This is a genomic window from Streptomyces sp. NPDC002520 (assembly GCF_053595235.1).
This window is the reverse complement of the sequence record NZ_JBSFXG010000058.1, coordinates 26,565-40,057: the sequence shown is the minus strand read 5'-3', so window position 1 is coordinate 40,057 and position 13,493 is coordinate 26,565. Positions and strand designations below refer to the sequence as shown.

The window sequence follows — 13,493 nt, the reverse complement described above, 5'->3', positions numbered from 1 at the left end:
GCCCGACCCGGCGCCCCGGCCCCCGCGCGGGGGCGGCTGCCACGCGGACGGGCGGCCCCCGCGCGGGGGCCGCCCTTCGGCATGCGACGGAGTATTCCCCGCGCCGCTACTTCTTCTTCGCGCCGCGCTTCTCGCGCACCCGCACCGACATGTGGATCGGGGTGCCCTCGAAGCCGAACTCCTCGCGCAGACGGCGCTCGATGAAGCGCCGGTAGCCCGCCTCGATGAAGCCGGAGGCGAAGAGCACGAACCGCGGGGGCTTGGTGCCGGCCTGGGTGCCGAAGAGGATGCGCGGCTGCTTGCCGCCGCGGACCGGGTGCGGGTGGGCGGAGGCGAGCTCGCCGAGGAAGGCGTTCAGACGGCCGGTGGGGACGCGGGTCTCCCAGCCGGCCAGGGCGGTCTCGATCGCCGGGACCAGCTTCTCCATGTGCCGGCCGGTGCGCGCCGAGACGTTGACGCGGGGCGCCCAGGCGACCTGGGCCAGCTCGGTCTCGATCTCCCGCTCCAGGTAGTAGCGGCGCTCCTCGTCGAGGGTGTCCCACTTGTTGTAGGCGACGACCACCGCGCGGCCCGCCTCGACGGCCATGGTGACGATCCGCTGGTCCTGGACGGAGATGTTCTCGGAGGCGTCGATCAGGATGACCGCGACCTCGGCCTTCTCCACGGCCGCGGCCGTGCGCAGGGAGGCGTAGTAGTCGGCGCCCTGCTGGAGGTGGACGCGCTTGCGGATGCCGGCGGTGTCCACGAACTTCCAGGTCACACCGCCGAGTTCGATCATCTCGTCGACCGGGTCGCGAGTGGTGCCCGCCATTTCGTTGACGACGACGCGCTCCTCGCCGGCCACCTTGTTCAGCAGCGAGGACTTGCCGACGTTCGGGCGGCCGATGAGCGCGATGCGGCGCGGGCCGCCGACGGCGGTGCCGAAGGTCTGCGAGGGGGCCTCCGGCAGCGCCTCCAGGACGGCGTCCAGCATGTCGCCGGTGCCGCGGCCGTGGAGGGCCGAGACCGGGTGCGGCTCGCCGAGGCCCAGGCTCCACAGATAGGTCGCGTCGGCCTCGCCGCTCGGGCCGTCGACCTTGTTGGCGGCCAGCACGACGGGCTTGCCCGCCTTGCGCAGCAGCCGGACGACCGCCTCGTCGGTGTCGGTCGCGCCGACCTTGGCGTCCACCACGAAGACGACGGCGTCGGCCGCCTCGATCGCGTACTCGGCCTGCGCGGCCACGGAGGCGTCGATACCGAGGACGTCCTGCTCCCAGCCGCCGGTGTCGACGACCTTGAAGCGGCGGCCCGCCCACTCGGCCTCGTAGGTGACGCGGTCGCGGGTGACGCCGGGCTTGTCCTCGACGACGGCCTCGCGGCGGCCGATGATGCGGTTCACAAGGGTCGACTTGCCGACATTGGGGCGGCCCACGACGGCGAGCACGGGCAGCGGACCGTGGCCCGCCGCCTCGATGGCGCCCTCGACGTCCTCGATGTCGAAGCCCTCTTCGGCGGCGAGCTCCATGAACTCCGCGTACTCGGCGTCGCCGAGCGCCCCGTGGTCGTACTCGTGCGCGTCGTACGCGTCCGAGCCGTCGGGCTGGATCTGGTCGTTCATGAAGTCCGTACCTCGTTCGTTCGTGGTGATCGGTGGACCGGGCCCCGGTGGGCCGGACCACTACTCAAGTGTCGCCTAGCGCCCGGTCAGGCGCCTGGCGTTTTCCAGATGGGCGGTGAGCTGCTTCTGGACGCGCTCGGTGGCCGCGTCCAGCGCCGCCCGCGTCCGCCGCCCGGTGCCGTCGCCCGCCTCGAAGGGCTCGCCGTAGACGACGTCGATGCGGGTGCGCAGCGGAGGCAGGGCCTTGATCACGCGCCCGCGCCGGTCGGCGCTGCCGAGGACGGCCACCGGCACGATCGGTGCCCCGCTGCGGACCGCGAAGTAGGCAAGACCGGCGCGCAGCGAGGCGAAGTCGCCGCCGCCCCGGGTGCCCTCCGGGAAGATGCCCAGCACTCCCCCGGTCTCGAGCAGGCCGAGGGCCCGGGTGATCGCGGTGCGGTCGGCGGCCGTGCGGTCCACCTTCAGCTGGCCGATGCCGGTCAGGAAGGGGTCCAGCGGTCCGACGAACGCCTCCTTCTTGATCAGGAAGTGCGTCGGCCGGGGCGTCACGCCCATGACCATCGGGCCGTCGATGTTGTGGGAGTGGTTGACGGCGAGGATCACCGGGCCTGTCGCGGGCACCTTCCAGGCGCCCAGCACACGCGGCCTCCACAGTCCGTGCATCAGGCCGACGCCGATGCGCCGGCCGACCTCGGCACCCCGCTCGGACGGGAGGTCGCCCTCCCCGCGTGACGGAAGGCTCACTTCCCGGCCCGCTTCTCCTCGACCAGGGTGACGACGCACTCGATGACCTGGGCGAGGGTGAGCTCGGTGGTGTCCACCTCGACCGCGTCACCGGCCTTGGCCAGCGGCGAGGTCTTGCGGCCGGAGTCGGCCGCGTCCCGCTTGATCAGGGCCTCACGGGTGGCGTTGACGTCGGCGTTCTTCAGCTCGCCGCTGCGGCGGGCGGCGCGGGCCTCCGCGGACGCGGTGAGGAAGATCTTCAGGTCGGCGTCCGGCAGCACGGTCGTGCCGATGTCCCGGCCCTCGACCACGATGCCGTCCTCGGCACCGTGGGCCAGCGTGCGCTGGAGCTCGGTGATCCGGGTGCGCACCTCGGGCACCGCGCTGACCGCGCTGACCTTGGAGGTGACGTCCTGGGTACGGATCGGGCCGGCCACGTCGATGCCGTCGACCGAGATGGTCGGGGCGGCCGGGTCGGTGCCGGAGACGATCTCCGGCTTGCCTGCGACGGCGGCGATCGCGGACGGGTCCTCCAGGTCGATGCCGTTGGTCACCATCCACCAGGTGATCGCCCGGTACTGGGCGCCGGTGTCCAGGTAGCTCAGGCCGAGCTGCCGGGCCACTGCCTTCGACGTGCTCGACTTGCCCGTGCCGGAGGGGCCGTCGATCGCGACGATCACGGGCTTGGCGGTCGGGGCGCCGTTTTCCACGGGGGAACACCTTCCTGGTGCGGTGCGGTGAGCGGGGTGCGGGGAGCGAGAGCGCCCTGCACAAGGTTACTGGGTGCGGGTCACTCGTCCGGACCCCGTGCGCACCAGCCAGACTTGCCCGCACGCGCCAAGCCCGCCGCCCCACGCGCACCGGCCCGACCAGGCCCACGCATCCGGTCCCGCCGACCCGCACCTACCGCGCTCGTCGACCCACGCACGCACCCGGCCCGGCCGGGCCCCGTACCGGCGCCGCGGTCTACTGCCGCAGCGCCCACCCCATGTCCCGCAGCGCCTCCTTCAGCACCGGGGCCGCCTTGGGCTCCACGCTGAGCTGGACCAGGCCGGCCTGCTGCCCGGTGGCGTGCTCGATGCGGACGTCCTCGACGTTGACCCCGGCCCGGCCGGCGTCGGCGAAGATCCGGGCCAGCTGCCCCGGCTGGTCGTCGATCAGCACGACCACGGTCTCGTAGACCCGCGGGGCCGACCCGTGCTTGCCCGGCACCCGCACCTGGCCCGCGTTCCCGCGCCGCAGCACGTCCGCGATGCCCTGGCTGCCCTCGCTCCGCTTCTCCTCGTCGGCGGACTGCAGGGCGCGCAGGGCGCGCACGGTCTCGTCCAGGTCGGCGGAGACGTCGGAGAGGAGGTCGGCGACCGGGCCGGGGTTGGCGGAGAGGATGTCGATCCACATCCGGGGGTCGGAGGCGGCGATCCGGGTGACGTCCCGGATGCCCTGCCCGCACAGCCGTACGGCGGCCTCCTCGGCGTTCTCCAGGCGTGCCGCGACCATGCTGGAGACCAGGTGGGGCATGTGGGAGACGAGGGCGACGGCGCGGTCATGGGCGTCCGCGTCCATGACGACCGGCACGGCCCGGCAGTGCGAGACCAGCTCCAGGGCGAGGTTGAGCACCTCGGTGTCGGTGTCCCGGGTCGGGGTGAGCACCCAGGGGCGGCCTTCGAAGAGGTCGCCGGTGGCGGCCAGCGGGCCGGACTTCTCCCGGCCGGACATGGGGTGGGTGCCGATGTACGTCGACAGGTCCAGGCCCCGCTCCTCCAGCTCGCGGCGCGGGCCGCCCTTGACGCTGGCCACGTCGACGTAGCCGCGGGCCACTCCGCGGCCCATGGCGTCCGCGAGGACGGCGGCCACGTGGGCGGGCGGGGCGGCGACGATCGCGAGGTCCACCGGGCCCTGGGGTGCCTCCTCGGTGCCGGCGCCGAGCGCGGCGGCCGTACGGGCCTGCTCGGGGTCGTGGTCCTCGAGGTGGACGGTGACGCCCCGCTGGGTCAGGGCGAGCGCGGCGGACGTGCCGATCAGGCCGGTGCCGATGACGAGAGCGGTCCTCACTGGGCGATGTCCTTGCGCAGAGCGGCGGCGGCGCCGAGGTAGACGTGGACGATGTCGGCACGGGGCCGGTCCGACTCGATGTGCGCGAGGATCCGGACGACCCGGGGCATGGCGCCCTCGATGTCGAGTTCCTGGGCGCAGATCAGCGGCACGTCGACAATGCCGAGCTTCCGGGCGGCGGCGGCCGGGAAGTCGCTGTGCAGGTCGGGGGTTGCCGTGAACCAGACGCTGATCAGGTCGTCGGCGGTGAGTCCGTTCCGCTCCAGGACGGCGGTGAGCAGGGCCCCGACCTGCTCGTCCATGTGACCGGCCTCGTCCCGCTCGAGTTGGACGGCCCCCCGGACCGCTCGTACCGCCACGGCGCTGCTCCTTCGTCACGTGCGTGTCGACTGTCGTCGGCTCTTGATGCGTCCAGCCTAGTCAGACCTCAGGGGCCGGGCGCGCGACGCCCGGTCGCTGAGACGGACGCTCCGTGTCGCGGCGGGGCCGATCCAGTGATGGCCTGTTCCTGGTTCCTTCGCCCTTGATCCGTTAAATGCCAAGATGCCGTTTATCACCTCTTTTCTGCCCTCTTACGTTCGGAGTGATCTCATGACCCAGCCCGCGACGCGGCGTACGGTTCTCGCGACGGGCGCGGCGACGATCGCCGTCGGCTGTGTGGGATGCGGCGGCAACAACAGCAAGAGCGCCGAGTCCCCCAGCACCTCATCCGCCGGTACGTCCTCGACGCCGAACGACGACAACACCGCGGCGGCCAGCAAAGAGAACACCTCGGCGGCCGGCGGATCGGAGCTGGCGCGGACCACCGACATCCCGGAAGGCGGCGGCACGATCTTCAAGGAGAAGAAGGTCGTGGTCACGCAGCCGAAGAAGGGCGAGTTCAAGGCCTTCTCGGCGATCTGCACGCACCAGGGCTGCACGGTGGCCAAGGTCGCGGACGGCACGATCGACTGCCCCTGTCACGGCAGCAAGTTCCACATCGCCGACGGCTCGGTGGCGCACGGCCCGGCGCCCCGGCCGCTGCCCGCCAAGCACATCGAGGTGGAGAAGGGCTCGATCCGCCTGACCTGAGCGGGTCCCACCCGACCTGCGGGTCCCACCCGACCTGAGCGGGTCCCACTCGACCTGAGCCGGTCGCGTACCCTCCCGGCATGCAGCCCGAGACCGCCGAGAACCTCGTGCGCGACCACACGATCTACGCCTGTGTCATGGGTTCGCGGGCCTTCGGCCTGGCGACGGACACCAGTGACACGGACCGGCGGGGCGTCTTCCTCGCCCCCACTCCCCTGTTCTGGCGGTTCGAGAAGCCGCCGACGCATGTGGAGGGGCCGGGCGAGGAGCACTTCTCCTGGGAGCTGGAGCGGTTCTGCGAGCTGGCGTTGCGCAGCAATCCGAACATCCTGGAGTGTCTGCACTCGCCGCTCGTGGAACACGCCGACGACACCGGCCGCGAACTGCTGAGCCTGCGCGGCGCGTTCCTCTCCCGGCGGACGTACGACACGTTCACCCTCCCCCACGCTCGGCTTCGCTCGCGCGGGGGCACCCCCATCGCCCTCGGCCAGCGCCGCAAGCTCGACGCCGACGTCCGCACGACCGGCGCCCCGCGCTGGAAACATGCCATGCACCTGCTCCGCCTGCTGACGTGCGCCCGGGATCTGCTGCGCACCGGTGAGCTGCGGATCGACGTCGGAGATCAGCGCGAGCCGCTGCTGGCGGTGAAGCGGGGCGAGGTGCCCTGGGCGGAGGTCGAGGCCCTGATGGCCCGGCTGGCCGCCGAGACCGAACAGGCACTGCCCGGCAGCCCGCTTCCCCCGGAACCGGACCACGCGCGCGTGGCCGACTTCCTCTTCCGCACGCGCCGCGCCTCAGCCCTGCGGGCCGGCCAGCCGGACACGCACCACGAAGTCGTTCAGGGCGTCGTACGCACTCGGGGTGTCGGGCAGGGCTGAGGCGGCCTGCGCCTCGTCGAGCACGGCGTGCAGCCGCTCCACGTCGGCCTCCACGCGCGCGTGCTCGATATCGGCCGGGCCGTGCTCCTGCGCGGACTTGGCGGCGATCAGCTCGGGCAGGTAGCCGGGCGCGTCCACCTGCTCCAGGAGGGTGGGCAGATGGGCCTGTATCTCGCCGCTGCGCATCAGGTGGACGCCGGTGAGCAGCACCCTGAACGTGTAGAGCAGCGGCTTGAGCTCGCCGGTCTTCTCGAACAGCCGTCACTGGGTGACCGCGAACCCCCGGTAGTGGTGGGCGTGGTGACTGGTGAGAACGCCCGGGGCGAGCGCGGTCAGCTCCCGGTGCGCGTCGCCGGTGTGCACGACCAGCGGCGAGAGCAGCTGCTCCAGCACATAGCCGTTGCGCCGGAGCATCAGCCGTACGAACTTGCGCAGGTCGTGGGTGACGAGGTCCATCTCGACGCCGTAGCGCACCCACGCGCGCGAGCGGGTCTCCTCCGGTTCGCGGAGTCCGACCAGGTCGGCGGCGGGCAGCAGGTGGACGCCGCGCAGGTCCAGGTCGGAGTCCTGGGACGGGAAGCCGTACAGGTGGGCTCCGGAGACGGTCGCGAACAGCATCGGGTCGGGCTGCTCGTCGATCACCGGCGTCAGGTCCATGTCGAGGTCGTCGATCATGGGCCTAAGCGTCCCAGAGCGCCCCCAGCGCCAACAGGTCGCCCCGGTACTCGATCCGCTCGGTCCACGCGGCGGGCCAGGCGTCCGCGCCCAGCCAGGCGCCCGCGAAGGCACCGGTGAGGCAGGCGATCGAGTCGGAGTCGCCCGAGGTGCAGGCGGCCCGGCGCAGGGCGGTTGTGGGCTCGTCGGGGAAGAGCAGGAAGCAGAGCAGTCCGGTGGCGAGGGCCTCTTCGGCGATCCAGCCCTGGCCGGTGGCCAGGCACGGGTCGGTCTCCGGGGAGACGGTGCGCACGGCCTCCTGGAGCCGGGCGAGGATCTCCAGGCACTCGTCCCAGCCGCGCGCGATGAAGTGCTCGGGGCTGGGGTCCTGGGAACGGGTCCACAGGTCGCCGAGCCAGGTGTGGTCGTAGCGGGTGCGGTTCTCCAGCGCGTAGGACCGCAGCTGTCCGACGAGGCCCGCCGGGTCGGTGCCCCGGGCGAGCAGACGCACGGCGTGGGCGGTGAGGTCGGAGGCGGCCAGTGCGGTGGGGTGGCCGTGGGTGAGCCCCGACTGCAACTGGGCGGCGCCGGCGCGCTGTTCGTCGCTCAGTCCGGGGGCGAGTCCGACGGGGGCGACACGCATGTTGGCGCCGCAGCCCTTGGAGCCGATCTGGCTGGCGTCCTGCCAGGCCCGGTCGTCGTCCTTGAGGAGATGGCACGCCCTGAGGCAGGTGTTTCCGGGGGCGCGGTTGTTGTCCGGCGACTGGTACCAGTCCACGAACTCCTCGCGCAGCGGCCGCTCCAGCCGCATGGGCGCGAGGTGTCCGCGCTCCATGGCCGCCTTGAGCCCGCGTCCGACGGCGAGGGTCATCTGCGTGTCGTCCGAGACGAAGGCGCGCTGCGGCAGCTCCATCTCCCGCCAGGGCCCGAACTTGGCGAGGATCGAGGGCACGTCGTTGAACTCGGTCGGGAAGCCGAGCGCGTCACCGAGGGCGAGTCCGAGCAGGGATCCGGTGGCGGCGCGCTTGCTCGCCTGGAGGGTGGTCATGCGGGGCGTCCTTCCCGGGACGGTCGGAGCAGGGGCGGGTGCAGGGCGGTGGCGCTGCCGGCGCGGAAGAGGGCGGCCGGTTTGCCACGGCCTCCGGTCAGCCGGGCGGCGCCGGGGACAGGTTCGACGAATCCGGGTGTGGCGAGCACCTTGCGGCGGAAGTTGGGCCGGTCGAGGGGCGTGCCCCAGACCGTCTCGTAGACCTGCTGCAGCTCGCCGAGGGTGAACTCGGGCGGGCAGAAGGCGGTGGCGGCGCAGGTGTTCTCCAGCTCGGCGCCGATGCGCTCGTGGGCGTCGGCGAGGATCCGGTCGTGGTCGAAGGCGAGCGGCGGGGCCGCGTCGTACGGCAGCCAGCGGGCCTGGGCCGCGTCACCACCGCCGTGCGGTTCGGGAGGCTCGGGCAGCAGCGCCGTGAACGCCACGGACACGACCCGCATGCGGGGGTCGCGGCCCGGCTCGCTGTAGGTGCGCAGCTGCTCCAGGCGCAGCCCGGAGACGTCGTCCAGCCCGGTCTCCTCGGCGAGTTCGCGCCGGGCCGCCGCCTCGGCGGACTCCTCGGGCAGCAGGAATCCGCCGGGCAGCGCCCAGCGCCCGGCGTACGGCTCCTGCCCGCGCTCGACCAGCAGCACGTGCAGGGCGCCCTCGCGCAGGGTGAGGACGGCGAGGTCGACGGTGACGGCGAACGGCTCGTGCGCGTGTTTGTCGTAGCTCTGCACAGCACCCACCCCCCTTTCAGTAGTCATCATGACTATAAAAGGGGGGTGTCGTGGCGCACAAGCCCTTGAGGGTCGCCTAGAGGTCGACCTCCTGCATGAGCATCCCGACCTCGGTGTTGGACAGGCGGCGCAGCCAGCCCGACTTCTGGTCCCCCAGGGTGATCGGCCCGAAGGACGTGCGCACCAGCTTCTCGACCGGGAAGCCGGCCTCGGCCAGCATGCGGCGGACGATGTGCTTGCGGCCCTCGTGCAGGGTCACCTCGACCAGGTAGTTCTTGCCGGTCTGCTCGACGACCCGGAAGTGGTCCGCGCGCGCGTAGCCGTCCTCCAGCTGGATGCCGTCCTTGAGGCGCTTGCCGAGGTCGCGCGGGATCGGTCCGACGATGGCGGCGAGGTAGGTCTTCTTCACCCCGTACTTCGGGTGGGTCAGCCGGTGGGCCAGCTCACCATGGTTGGTGAGCAGGATGACGCCCTCGGTCTCCGTGTCGAGCCGGCCCACGTGGAAGAGCCGGGTCTCGCGGTTGGTGACGTAGTCACCGAGGCACTGGCGCCCCTCCGGGTCCTCCATGGTGGAGACGACACCGGCGGGCTTGTTCAGCGAGAAGAACTGGTACGACTGCGTGGCGACGGTGAGGCCGTCGACCTTGACCTCGTCCTTCTCCGGGTCGACGCGCTTGCCCTGCTCCAGCACGATCTCGCCGTTGACCTCGACGCGGGCCTGCTCGATCAGCTCCTCGCAGGCGCGCCGGGAGCCGTAGCCCGCGCGCGCGAGGACCTTCTGCAGCCGCTCGCCCTCCTGCTCGGCGCCGGGGAAGGTCTTGGGCAGCTTGACGTCCTTCTTGCCCGCGTACCGCTCGCGGTTGCGCTCCTCGGCGCGTGCCTCGTACTCGCGGGAGGTTCCCGGAGCCGTCCGCCCGCCGCGCTGCTGGGCCTGCTTGGGGCCGCCCTTGGCGCCGCCGCGCGCGGAGCCGCCGCGCCCGGACTTGGGGCCGTCCTTGGTCGCGCCGGGGCCCACGTCGTAGCGGCGCTCCTCGGGGCGGGGCTTGCTGGGACGGCCCTGCCCCTGCTTGTCGTCCCTGTTGTTGCCGGCACCGCGGTAGTTACCGCGCCCGCCACTCTTTCCGCTGCCGCTGCTTCGCATCAAAGTTCCGTCTTAGTCGTCTGCGTCCTGACCGCCGGGCGCGTCGGGCGCGTCCGGGTCGAACGACGGGACTCCCTCCTGGGTCTCGGCCTCGATCGCCTCCGCCTCCGGCAGAAAGGGCGCGAGCTCCGGGAGCTCGTCCAGGCCGCGCAGGCCCATCCGCTCCAGGAAGTAGTTCGTCGTCCTGTACAGGATCGCACCTGTTTCGGGTTCCGCGCCCGCCTCCTCGACCAGACCGCGCTGGAGGAGGGTGCGCATCACACCGTCACAGTTGACTCCGCGCACCGCGGAGACGCGGCTGCGGCTGACCGGCTGGCGGTAGGCGACCACCGCGAGGGTCTCCAGCGCCGCCTGCGTGAGGCGGGCCGTCTGACCGTCCAGTACGAGCCGCTCGACGGCGGGCGCGAACTCGGCGCGGCTGTAGAAGCGCCAGCCGCCCGCGACGAACCGCAGCTCGAAGCCGCGGCCCTGCACGGTGTAGTCGTCGGCCAGCTCCCGCAGCGCGTCCCCGATCTGCCGTCTGGGCCGCTCCAGGATCTTGGCCAGGTGCTCCTCGGTCGCGGGCTCGTCCACGACCATGAGGACCGCCTCCAGGGCGGGCTTGAGATCGAGATCGGCGACGGAACGGAGTCCCGCCGGGAGTTCCGCGGTCTTCTCGCTCATGCCTTCTTCCCCTCCTTGGACGCCGTGGGCTCCTTCGGCTCCTCCGGCGGCCGGTCGAACTCGTCGGTGACCATCGGCGCCGCGTCCGCGTCGCCGCCGGTCCAGCGCACGATCAGGTCCCCGAGGGCGGTCTCCTGGTCCAGGGCGACGGCCTTCTCGCGGTACAGCTCCAGCAGCGCGAGGAAGCGGGCGACGACGGTGAGGGTGTCGTCGGTGTCCTCCACCAGGGCGCGGAAGCTGGCCTCGCCGAGCTCCCTGAGCCGCGCGACCACGATCCCCGCCTGCTCCTGCACGCTCACCAGCGGGGCGTGGATGTGGTCCACGTACACCTGCGGCTTGGCCTTGGGCTGCATCGCCTTGACCGCGAGCCTGGCGAACCCCTCGGGTCCGATGCTGATGACGACCTCGGGCAGCAGCTCGGCGTGGTGGGGTTCGAGGCCGACGGTACGGGGGTAGCGGCGGGCCTCGTCGTCCAGGCGCTCGTTGAAGATGTCGGCGATCCGCTTGTACGCGCGGTACTGGAGCAGTCGCGCGAACAGCAGGTCCCGGGCCTCCAGCAGTGCCAGGTCGGCCTCGTCCTCCACCTCGGCGGCGGGCAGCAGCCGGGCCGCCTTCAGGTCCAGCAGCGTGGCGGCGACGACCAGGAACTCGGTCGTCTGGTCCAGGTCCCAGTCCGGGCCCATGGCGCGGATGTGCGCCATGAACTCGTCGGTGACCTTGGACAGGGCGACCTCTGTGACGTCCATCTTGTGCTTGGAGATGAGCTGGAGGAGCAGGTCGAAGGGCCCCTCGAAGTTCGCGAGACGGACCTTGAAGACACCGTCACGAGGATCCTCGGCCTCGACGACCGAAGGCTCGCCGGATTCGGCGACCTCAGTGGCCGAAGGCTCTCCGGGCTCGGCGACCTCAGGGGCCCCGGATTCGACGACCTCAGGCCCACCGGGCTCCGCGGCCGAAGGCTCATCGGGCTCGACGGCCTCAGGCCCTCCGGGCTCCGCGGCCGAAGGTTCATCGGGTACGACGACAGGGCCTGTTGCCTCGTCGGGCTCGCCGTCGTTGTGTCCGCCGGGCTCAGCGGGGGCCGCGACCTCGGCCACGGACCGGCTCTCCTCCGAAGGAGGGGCAGGCCGGGCCGCAGCCCCGGGGCCCCGCCCCAGGACCCGGCGGCGGCCGGCGGAGCCGGATTCGTACGAGGTCATGGCCGTCGCAGGCTATCGCCTGACGCACGCGAGGCGGGCTACCGACCCCGCAGCCGCCGCACCAGGATGCTCGCGTCCCCGCGGGACTCCAGGTCGGCCAGGACCACGGCGACCGCCTCGCGGACGATGCGGCCGCGGTCGACCGCGAGTCCGTGCTCGCCCCGCAGGACGAGGCGCGCGTGCTCGAGGTCCATGAGTTCCTCGGCCGAGACGTACACGGTGATCTTCTCGTCGTGGCGCTCGCGCCCGCTGGGCCGCCGGTTGGCCGCCCGCCCGCGCTTGCGGGGCTGCGCCTCCGCCGCGCCGGCGGAGGAACCTTCCTGTGCCGTCTGCCGCCGGGCCGGCCGGATGCGGGACTCGCCGGACTCGGCCCGTTCCGCCTCGACCGCCGCCACGTGCTCGGCGCCCTCGCCGTCGCCGCCCTGCGCGGGCACCGACTGCGGCGCGTCCTCCGCGGCCGCGGCCGCCGGGTCGCTCTCCCCCGCGGGGGCCGGCACCCGGGCCTCACCGCCCGCCGGGCGCCGCGGAGTCGACGGCTGGAGCGCCGTCCCCCCTGTCGTACGGAAGAGTTCGTCGGCTCCGGGCAGACTCACTCGGCGTGACACCGGGCGAGCACCTCCCTGGCGAGCTGGCGATAGGCGGCGGCACCGACGGAGTTGGAGGCGTAGGTGGTGATCGGCTCACCGGCGACCGTGGTCTCCGGGAAGCGGACCGTACGCCCGATGACCGTGTGGTAGACGTGGTCGTCGAACGCCTCGACGACACGCGCGAGCACCTCGCGGCTGTGCACCGTGCGCGAGTCGTACATCGTGGCGAGGATGCCGTCGAGTTCCAGGTCGGGGTTGAGCCGCTCCTGGACCTTCTCGATGGTCTCCGTCAGCAGGGCCACACCACGCAGGGCGAAGAACTCGCACTCCAGCGGCACGATCACCTTGTGAGCGGCCGTCAGGGCGTTGACGGTGAGCAGGCCGAGCGAGGGCTGACAGTCGATCACGATGTAGTCGTAGTCGGACATCAGCGGCTTCAGGGCGCGCTGCAGCGTCGACTCGCGGGCCACCTCGGAGACCAGCTGGACCTCGGCGGCCGACAGGTCGATGTTGGAGGGCAGCAGGTCCATGTTGGGGACCGCCGTCTTCAGCAGGACCTCGTCCGCGGACATGCCCCGCTCCATGAGCAGGTTGTAGACCGTCAGGTCGAGTTCCATCGGGTTGACGCCGAGGCCCACCGACAGCGCGCCCTGCGGGTCGAAGTCCACGAGCAGCACGCGCCGGCCGTACTCCGCGAGCGCGGCACCCAGGTTGATGGTCGACGTCGTCTTGCCGACGCCGCCCTTCTGGTTGCACATCGCGATGATCTTCGCGGGGCCGTGGTCGGTCAGCGGGCCCGGGATCGGGAAGTACGGCAGCGGGCGTCCGGTCGGACCGATGCGCTCGCGGCGCTGGCGGGCCGCGTCGGGCGCGAGCGTGGCCGCGTACTCCGGATCGGGCTCGTACTCGGCGTCGGGGTCGTAGAAGTGCCCCTCGGGCAGTTCGTCGTAGTCGGCGAATTGGTTGTGGGGCGCGCCACTTCCGTCGCCGGCCATGGCGTTCACGTGATGGCCATCCATGCTCTGGTGTGCTGTCCGGGTCGTCTGCGGACCCGGACTCTGGTGGGCTGCGAAGGTGCGCACTGCGACGGAGCCGACAGCCTCGAATCCCGCGGGGCCCTGGCCCCGTGCCGGCATTCCTGGTTGACCACCCCCGGGAGAAAAT

Annotated in this window: 14 protein-coding genes and 1 pseudogene; 2 read left to right on the top strand and 13 right to left on the bottom strand. The window is 72.2% G+C overall.

Annotated features, from left to right (window positions below):
* Positions 1–106: 106 nt before the first annotated feature.
* The 5 genes from der to aroH all read right to left on the bottom strand — a co-directional run bounded on the left by der (position 107) and on the right by aroH (position 4,731).
* A complete protein-coding gene (gene der / locus ACWD5D_RS42120; RefSeq protein WP_451378047.1) occupies positions 107–1,597 on the bottom strand; it encodes a ribosome biogenesis GTPase Der in 1,491 nt (496 codons plus the stop codon).
* Positions 1,598–1,672: 75 nt separating this feature from the next.
* Entirely contained in the window at positions 1,673–2,380 is a 708-nt protein-coding gene (locus ACWD5D_RS42115; RefSeq protein WP_451378046.1) for a lysophospholipid acyltransferase family protein, read from the bottom strand.
* Positions 2,338–3,030 carry a (d)CMP kinase gene (cmk, locus tag ACWD5D_RS42110; protein WP_451378045.1) on the bottom strand — a complete coding sequence of 231 codons (693 nt, stop codon included), beginning with the start codon at positions 3,028–3,030 and terminating at the stop codon, positions 2,338–2,340. The genes ACWD5D_RS42115 and cmk overlap by 43 nt, the downstream gene beginning before the upstream one ends.
* A gap of 256 nt (positions 3,031–3,286) precedes the next feature.
* Entirely contained in the window at positions 3,287–4,372 is a 1,086-nt protein-coding gene (locus ACWD5D_RS42105) for a prephenate dehydrogenase (protein ID WP_451378044.1), read from the bottom strand.
* Positions 4,369–4,731, bottom strand: coding sequence for a chorismate mutase (aroH, locus tag ACWD5D_RS42100; protein ID WP_451378043.1), 363 nt, complete (start codon positions 4,729–4,731; stop codon positions 4,369–4,371). Before aroH ends, ACWD5D_RS42105 begins: the two co-directional genes overlap by 4 nt.
* A 232-nt stretch (positions 4,732–4,963) precedes the next feature.
* On the opposite strand from aroH, the gene ACWD5D_RS42095 reads away from it, so the two are divergent.
* Complete coding sequence (locus ACWD5D_RS42095; RefSeq protein ID WP_451378042.1) at positions 4,964–5,443, top strand: Rieske (2Fe-2S) protein; 480 nt, start codon at positions 4,964–4,966, stop codon at positions 5,441–5,443.
* An 80-nt stretch (positions 5,444–5,523) separates the two neighbouring features.
* Positions 5,524–6,321, top strand: a complete 798-nt coding sequence (locus ACWD5D_RS42090; protein ID WP_451378041.1) for a nucleotidyltransferase domain-containing protein — start codon at positions 5,524–5,526, stop codon at positions 6,319–6,321.
* On the opposite strand, the pseudogene ACWD5D_RS42085 reads toward ACWD5D_RS42090, so the two are convergent.
* The 8 genes and pseudogenes from ACWD5D_RS42085 to ACWD5D_RS42050 form a co-directional block, all read right to left on the bottom strand.
* Positions 6,238–6,996: pseudogene (locus ACWD5D_RS42085) on the bottom strand (nucleotidyltransferase domain-containing protein). The gene ACWD5D_RS42090 and the pseudogene ACWD5D_RS42085 sit on opposite strands and share 84 nt — an antisense overlap.
* A gap of 4 nt (positions 6,997–7,000) precedes the next feature.
* The gene (locus ACWD5D_RS42080) at positions 7,001–8,023 is read right to left on the bottom strand and encodes an ADP-ribosylglycohydrolase family protein (RefSeq protein ID WP_451378040.1); all 1,023 of its coding nucleotides are present in this window, start codon (positions 8,021–8,023) and stop codon (positions 7,001–7,003) included.
* A complete protein-coding gene (locus tag ACWD5D_RS42075) occupies positions 8,020–8,766 on the bottom strand; it encodes an NUDIX hydrolase (RefSeq protein WP_451378039.1) in 747 nt (248 codons plus the stop codon). Before ACWD5D_RS42075 ends, ACWD5D_RS42080 begins: the two co-directional genes overlap by 4 nt.
* A gap of 49 nt (positions 8,767–8,815) precedes the next feature.
* A complete protein-coding gene (locus ACWD5D_RS42070; protein WP_451378038.1) occupies positions 8,816–9,880 on the bottom strand; it encodes a pseudouridine synthase in 1,065 nt (354 codons plus the stop codon).
* A 12-nt stretch (positions 9,881–9,892) separates the two neighbouring features.
* Positions 9,893–10,543 carry an SMC-Scp complex subunit ScpB gene (scpB, locus tag ACWD5D_RS42065; RefSeq protein ID WP_451378037.1) on the bottom strand — a complete coding sequence of 217 codons (651 nt, stop codon included), beginning with the start codon at positions 10,541–10,543 and terminating at the stop codon, positions 9,893–9,895.
* Positions 10,540–11,742, bottom strand: coding sequence for a segregation/condensation protein A (locus ACWD5D_RS42060; protein ID WP_451378036.1), 1,203 nt, complete (start codon positions 11,740–11,742; stop codon positions 10,540–10,542). Before ACWD5D_RS42060 ends, scpB begins: the two co-directional genes overlap by 4 nt.
* Before the next feature lie 38 nt (positions 11,743–11,780).
* Positions 11,781–12,347 carry a hypothetical protein gene (locus tag ACWD5D_RS42055; RefSeq protein ID WP_451378035.1) on the bottom strand — a complete coding sequence of 189 codons (567 nt, stop codon included), beginning with the start codon at positions 12,345–12,347 and terminating at the stop codon, positions 11,781–11,783.
* On the bottom strand, positions 12,332–13,465 hold the full coding sequence (locus tag ACWD5D_RS42050) for a ParA family protein (RefSeq protein ID WP_451378034.1): 1,134 nt from the start codon (positions 13,463–13,465) through the stop codon (positions 12,332–12,334). Before ACWD5D_RS42050 ends, ACWD5D_RS42055 begins: the two co-directional genes overlap by 16 nt.
* Positions 13,466–13,493 lie beyond the last annotated feature (28 nt).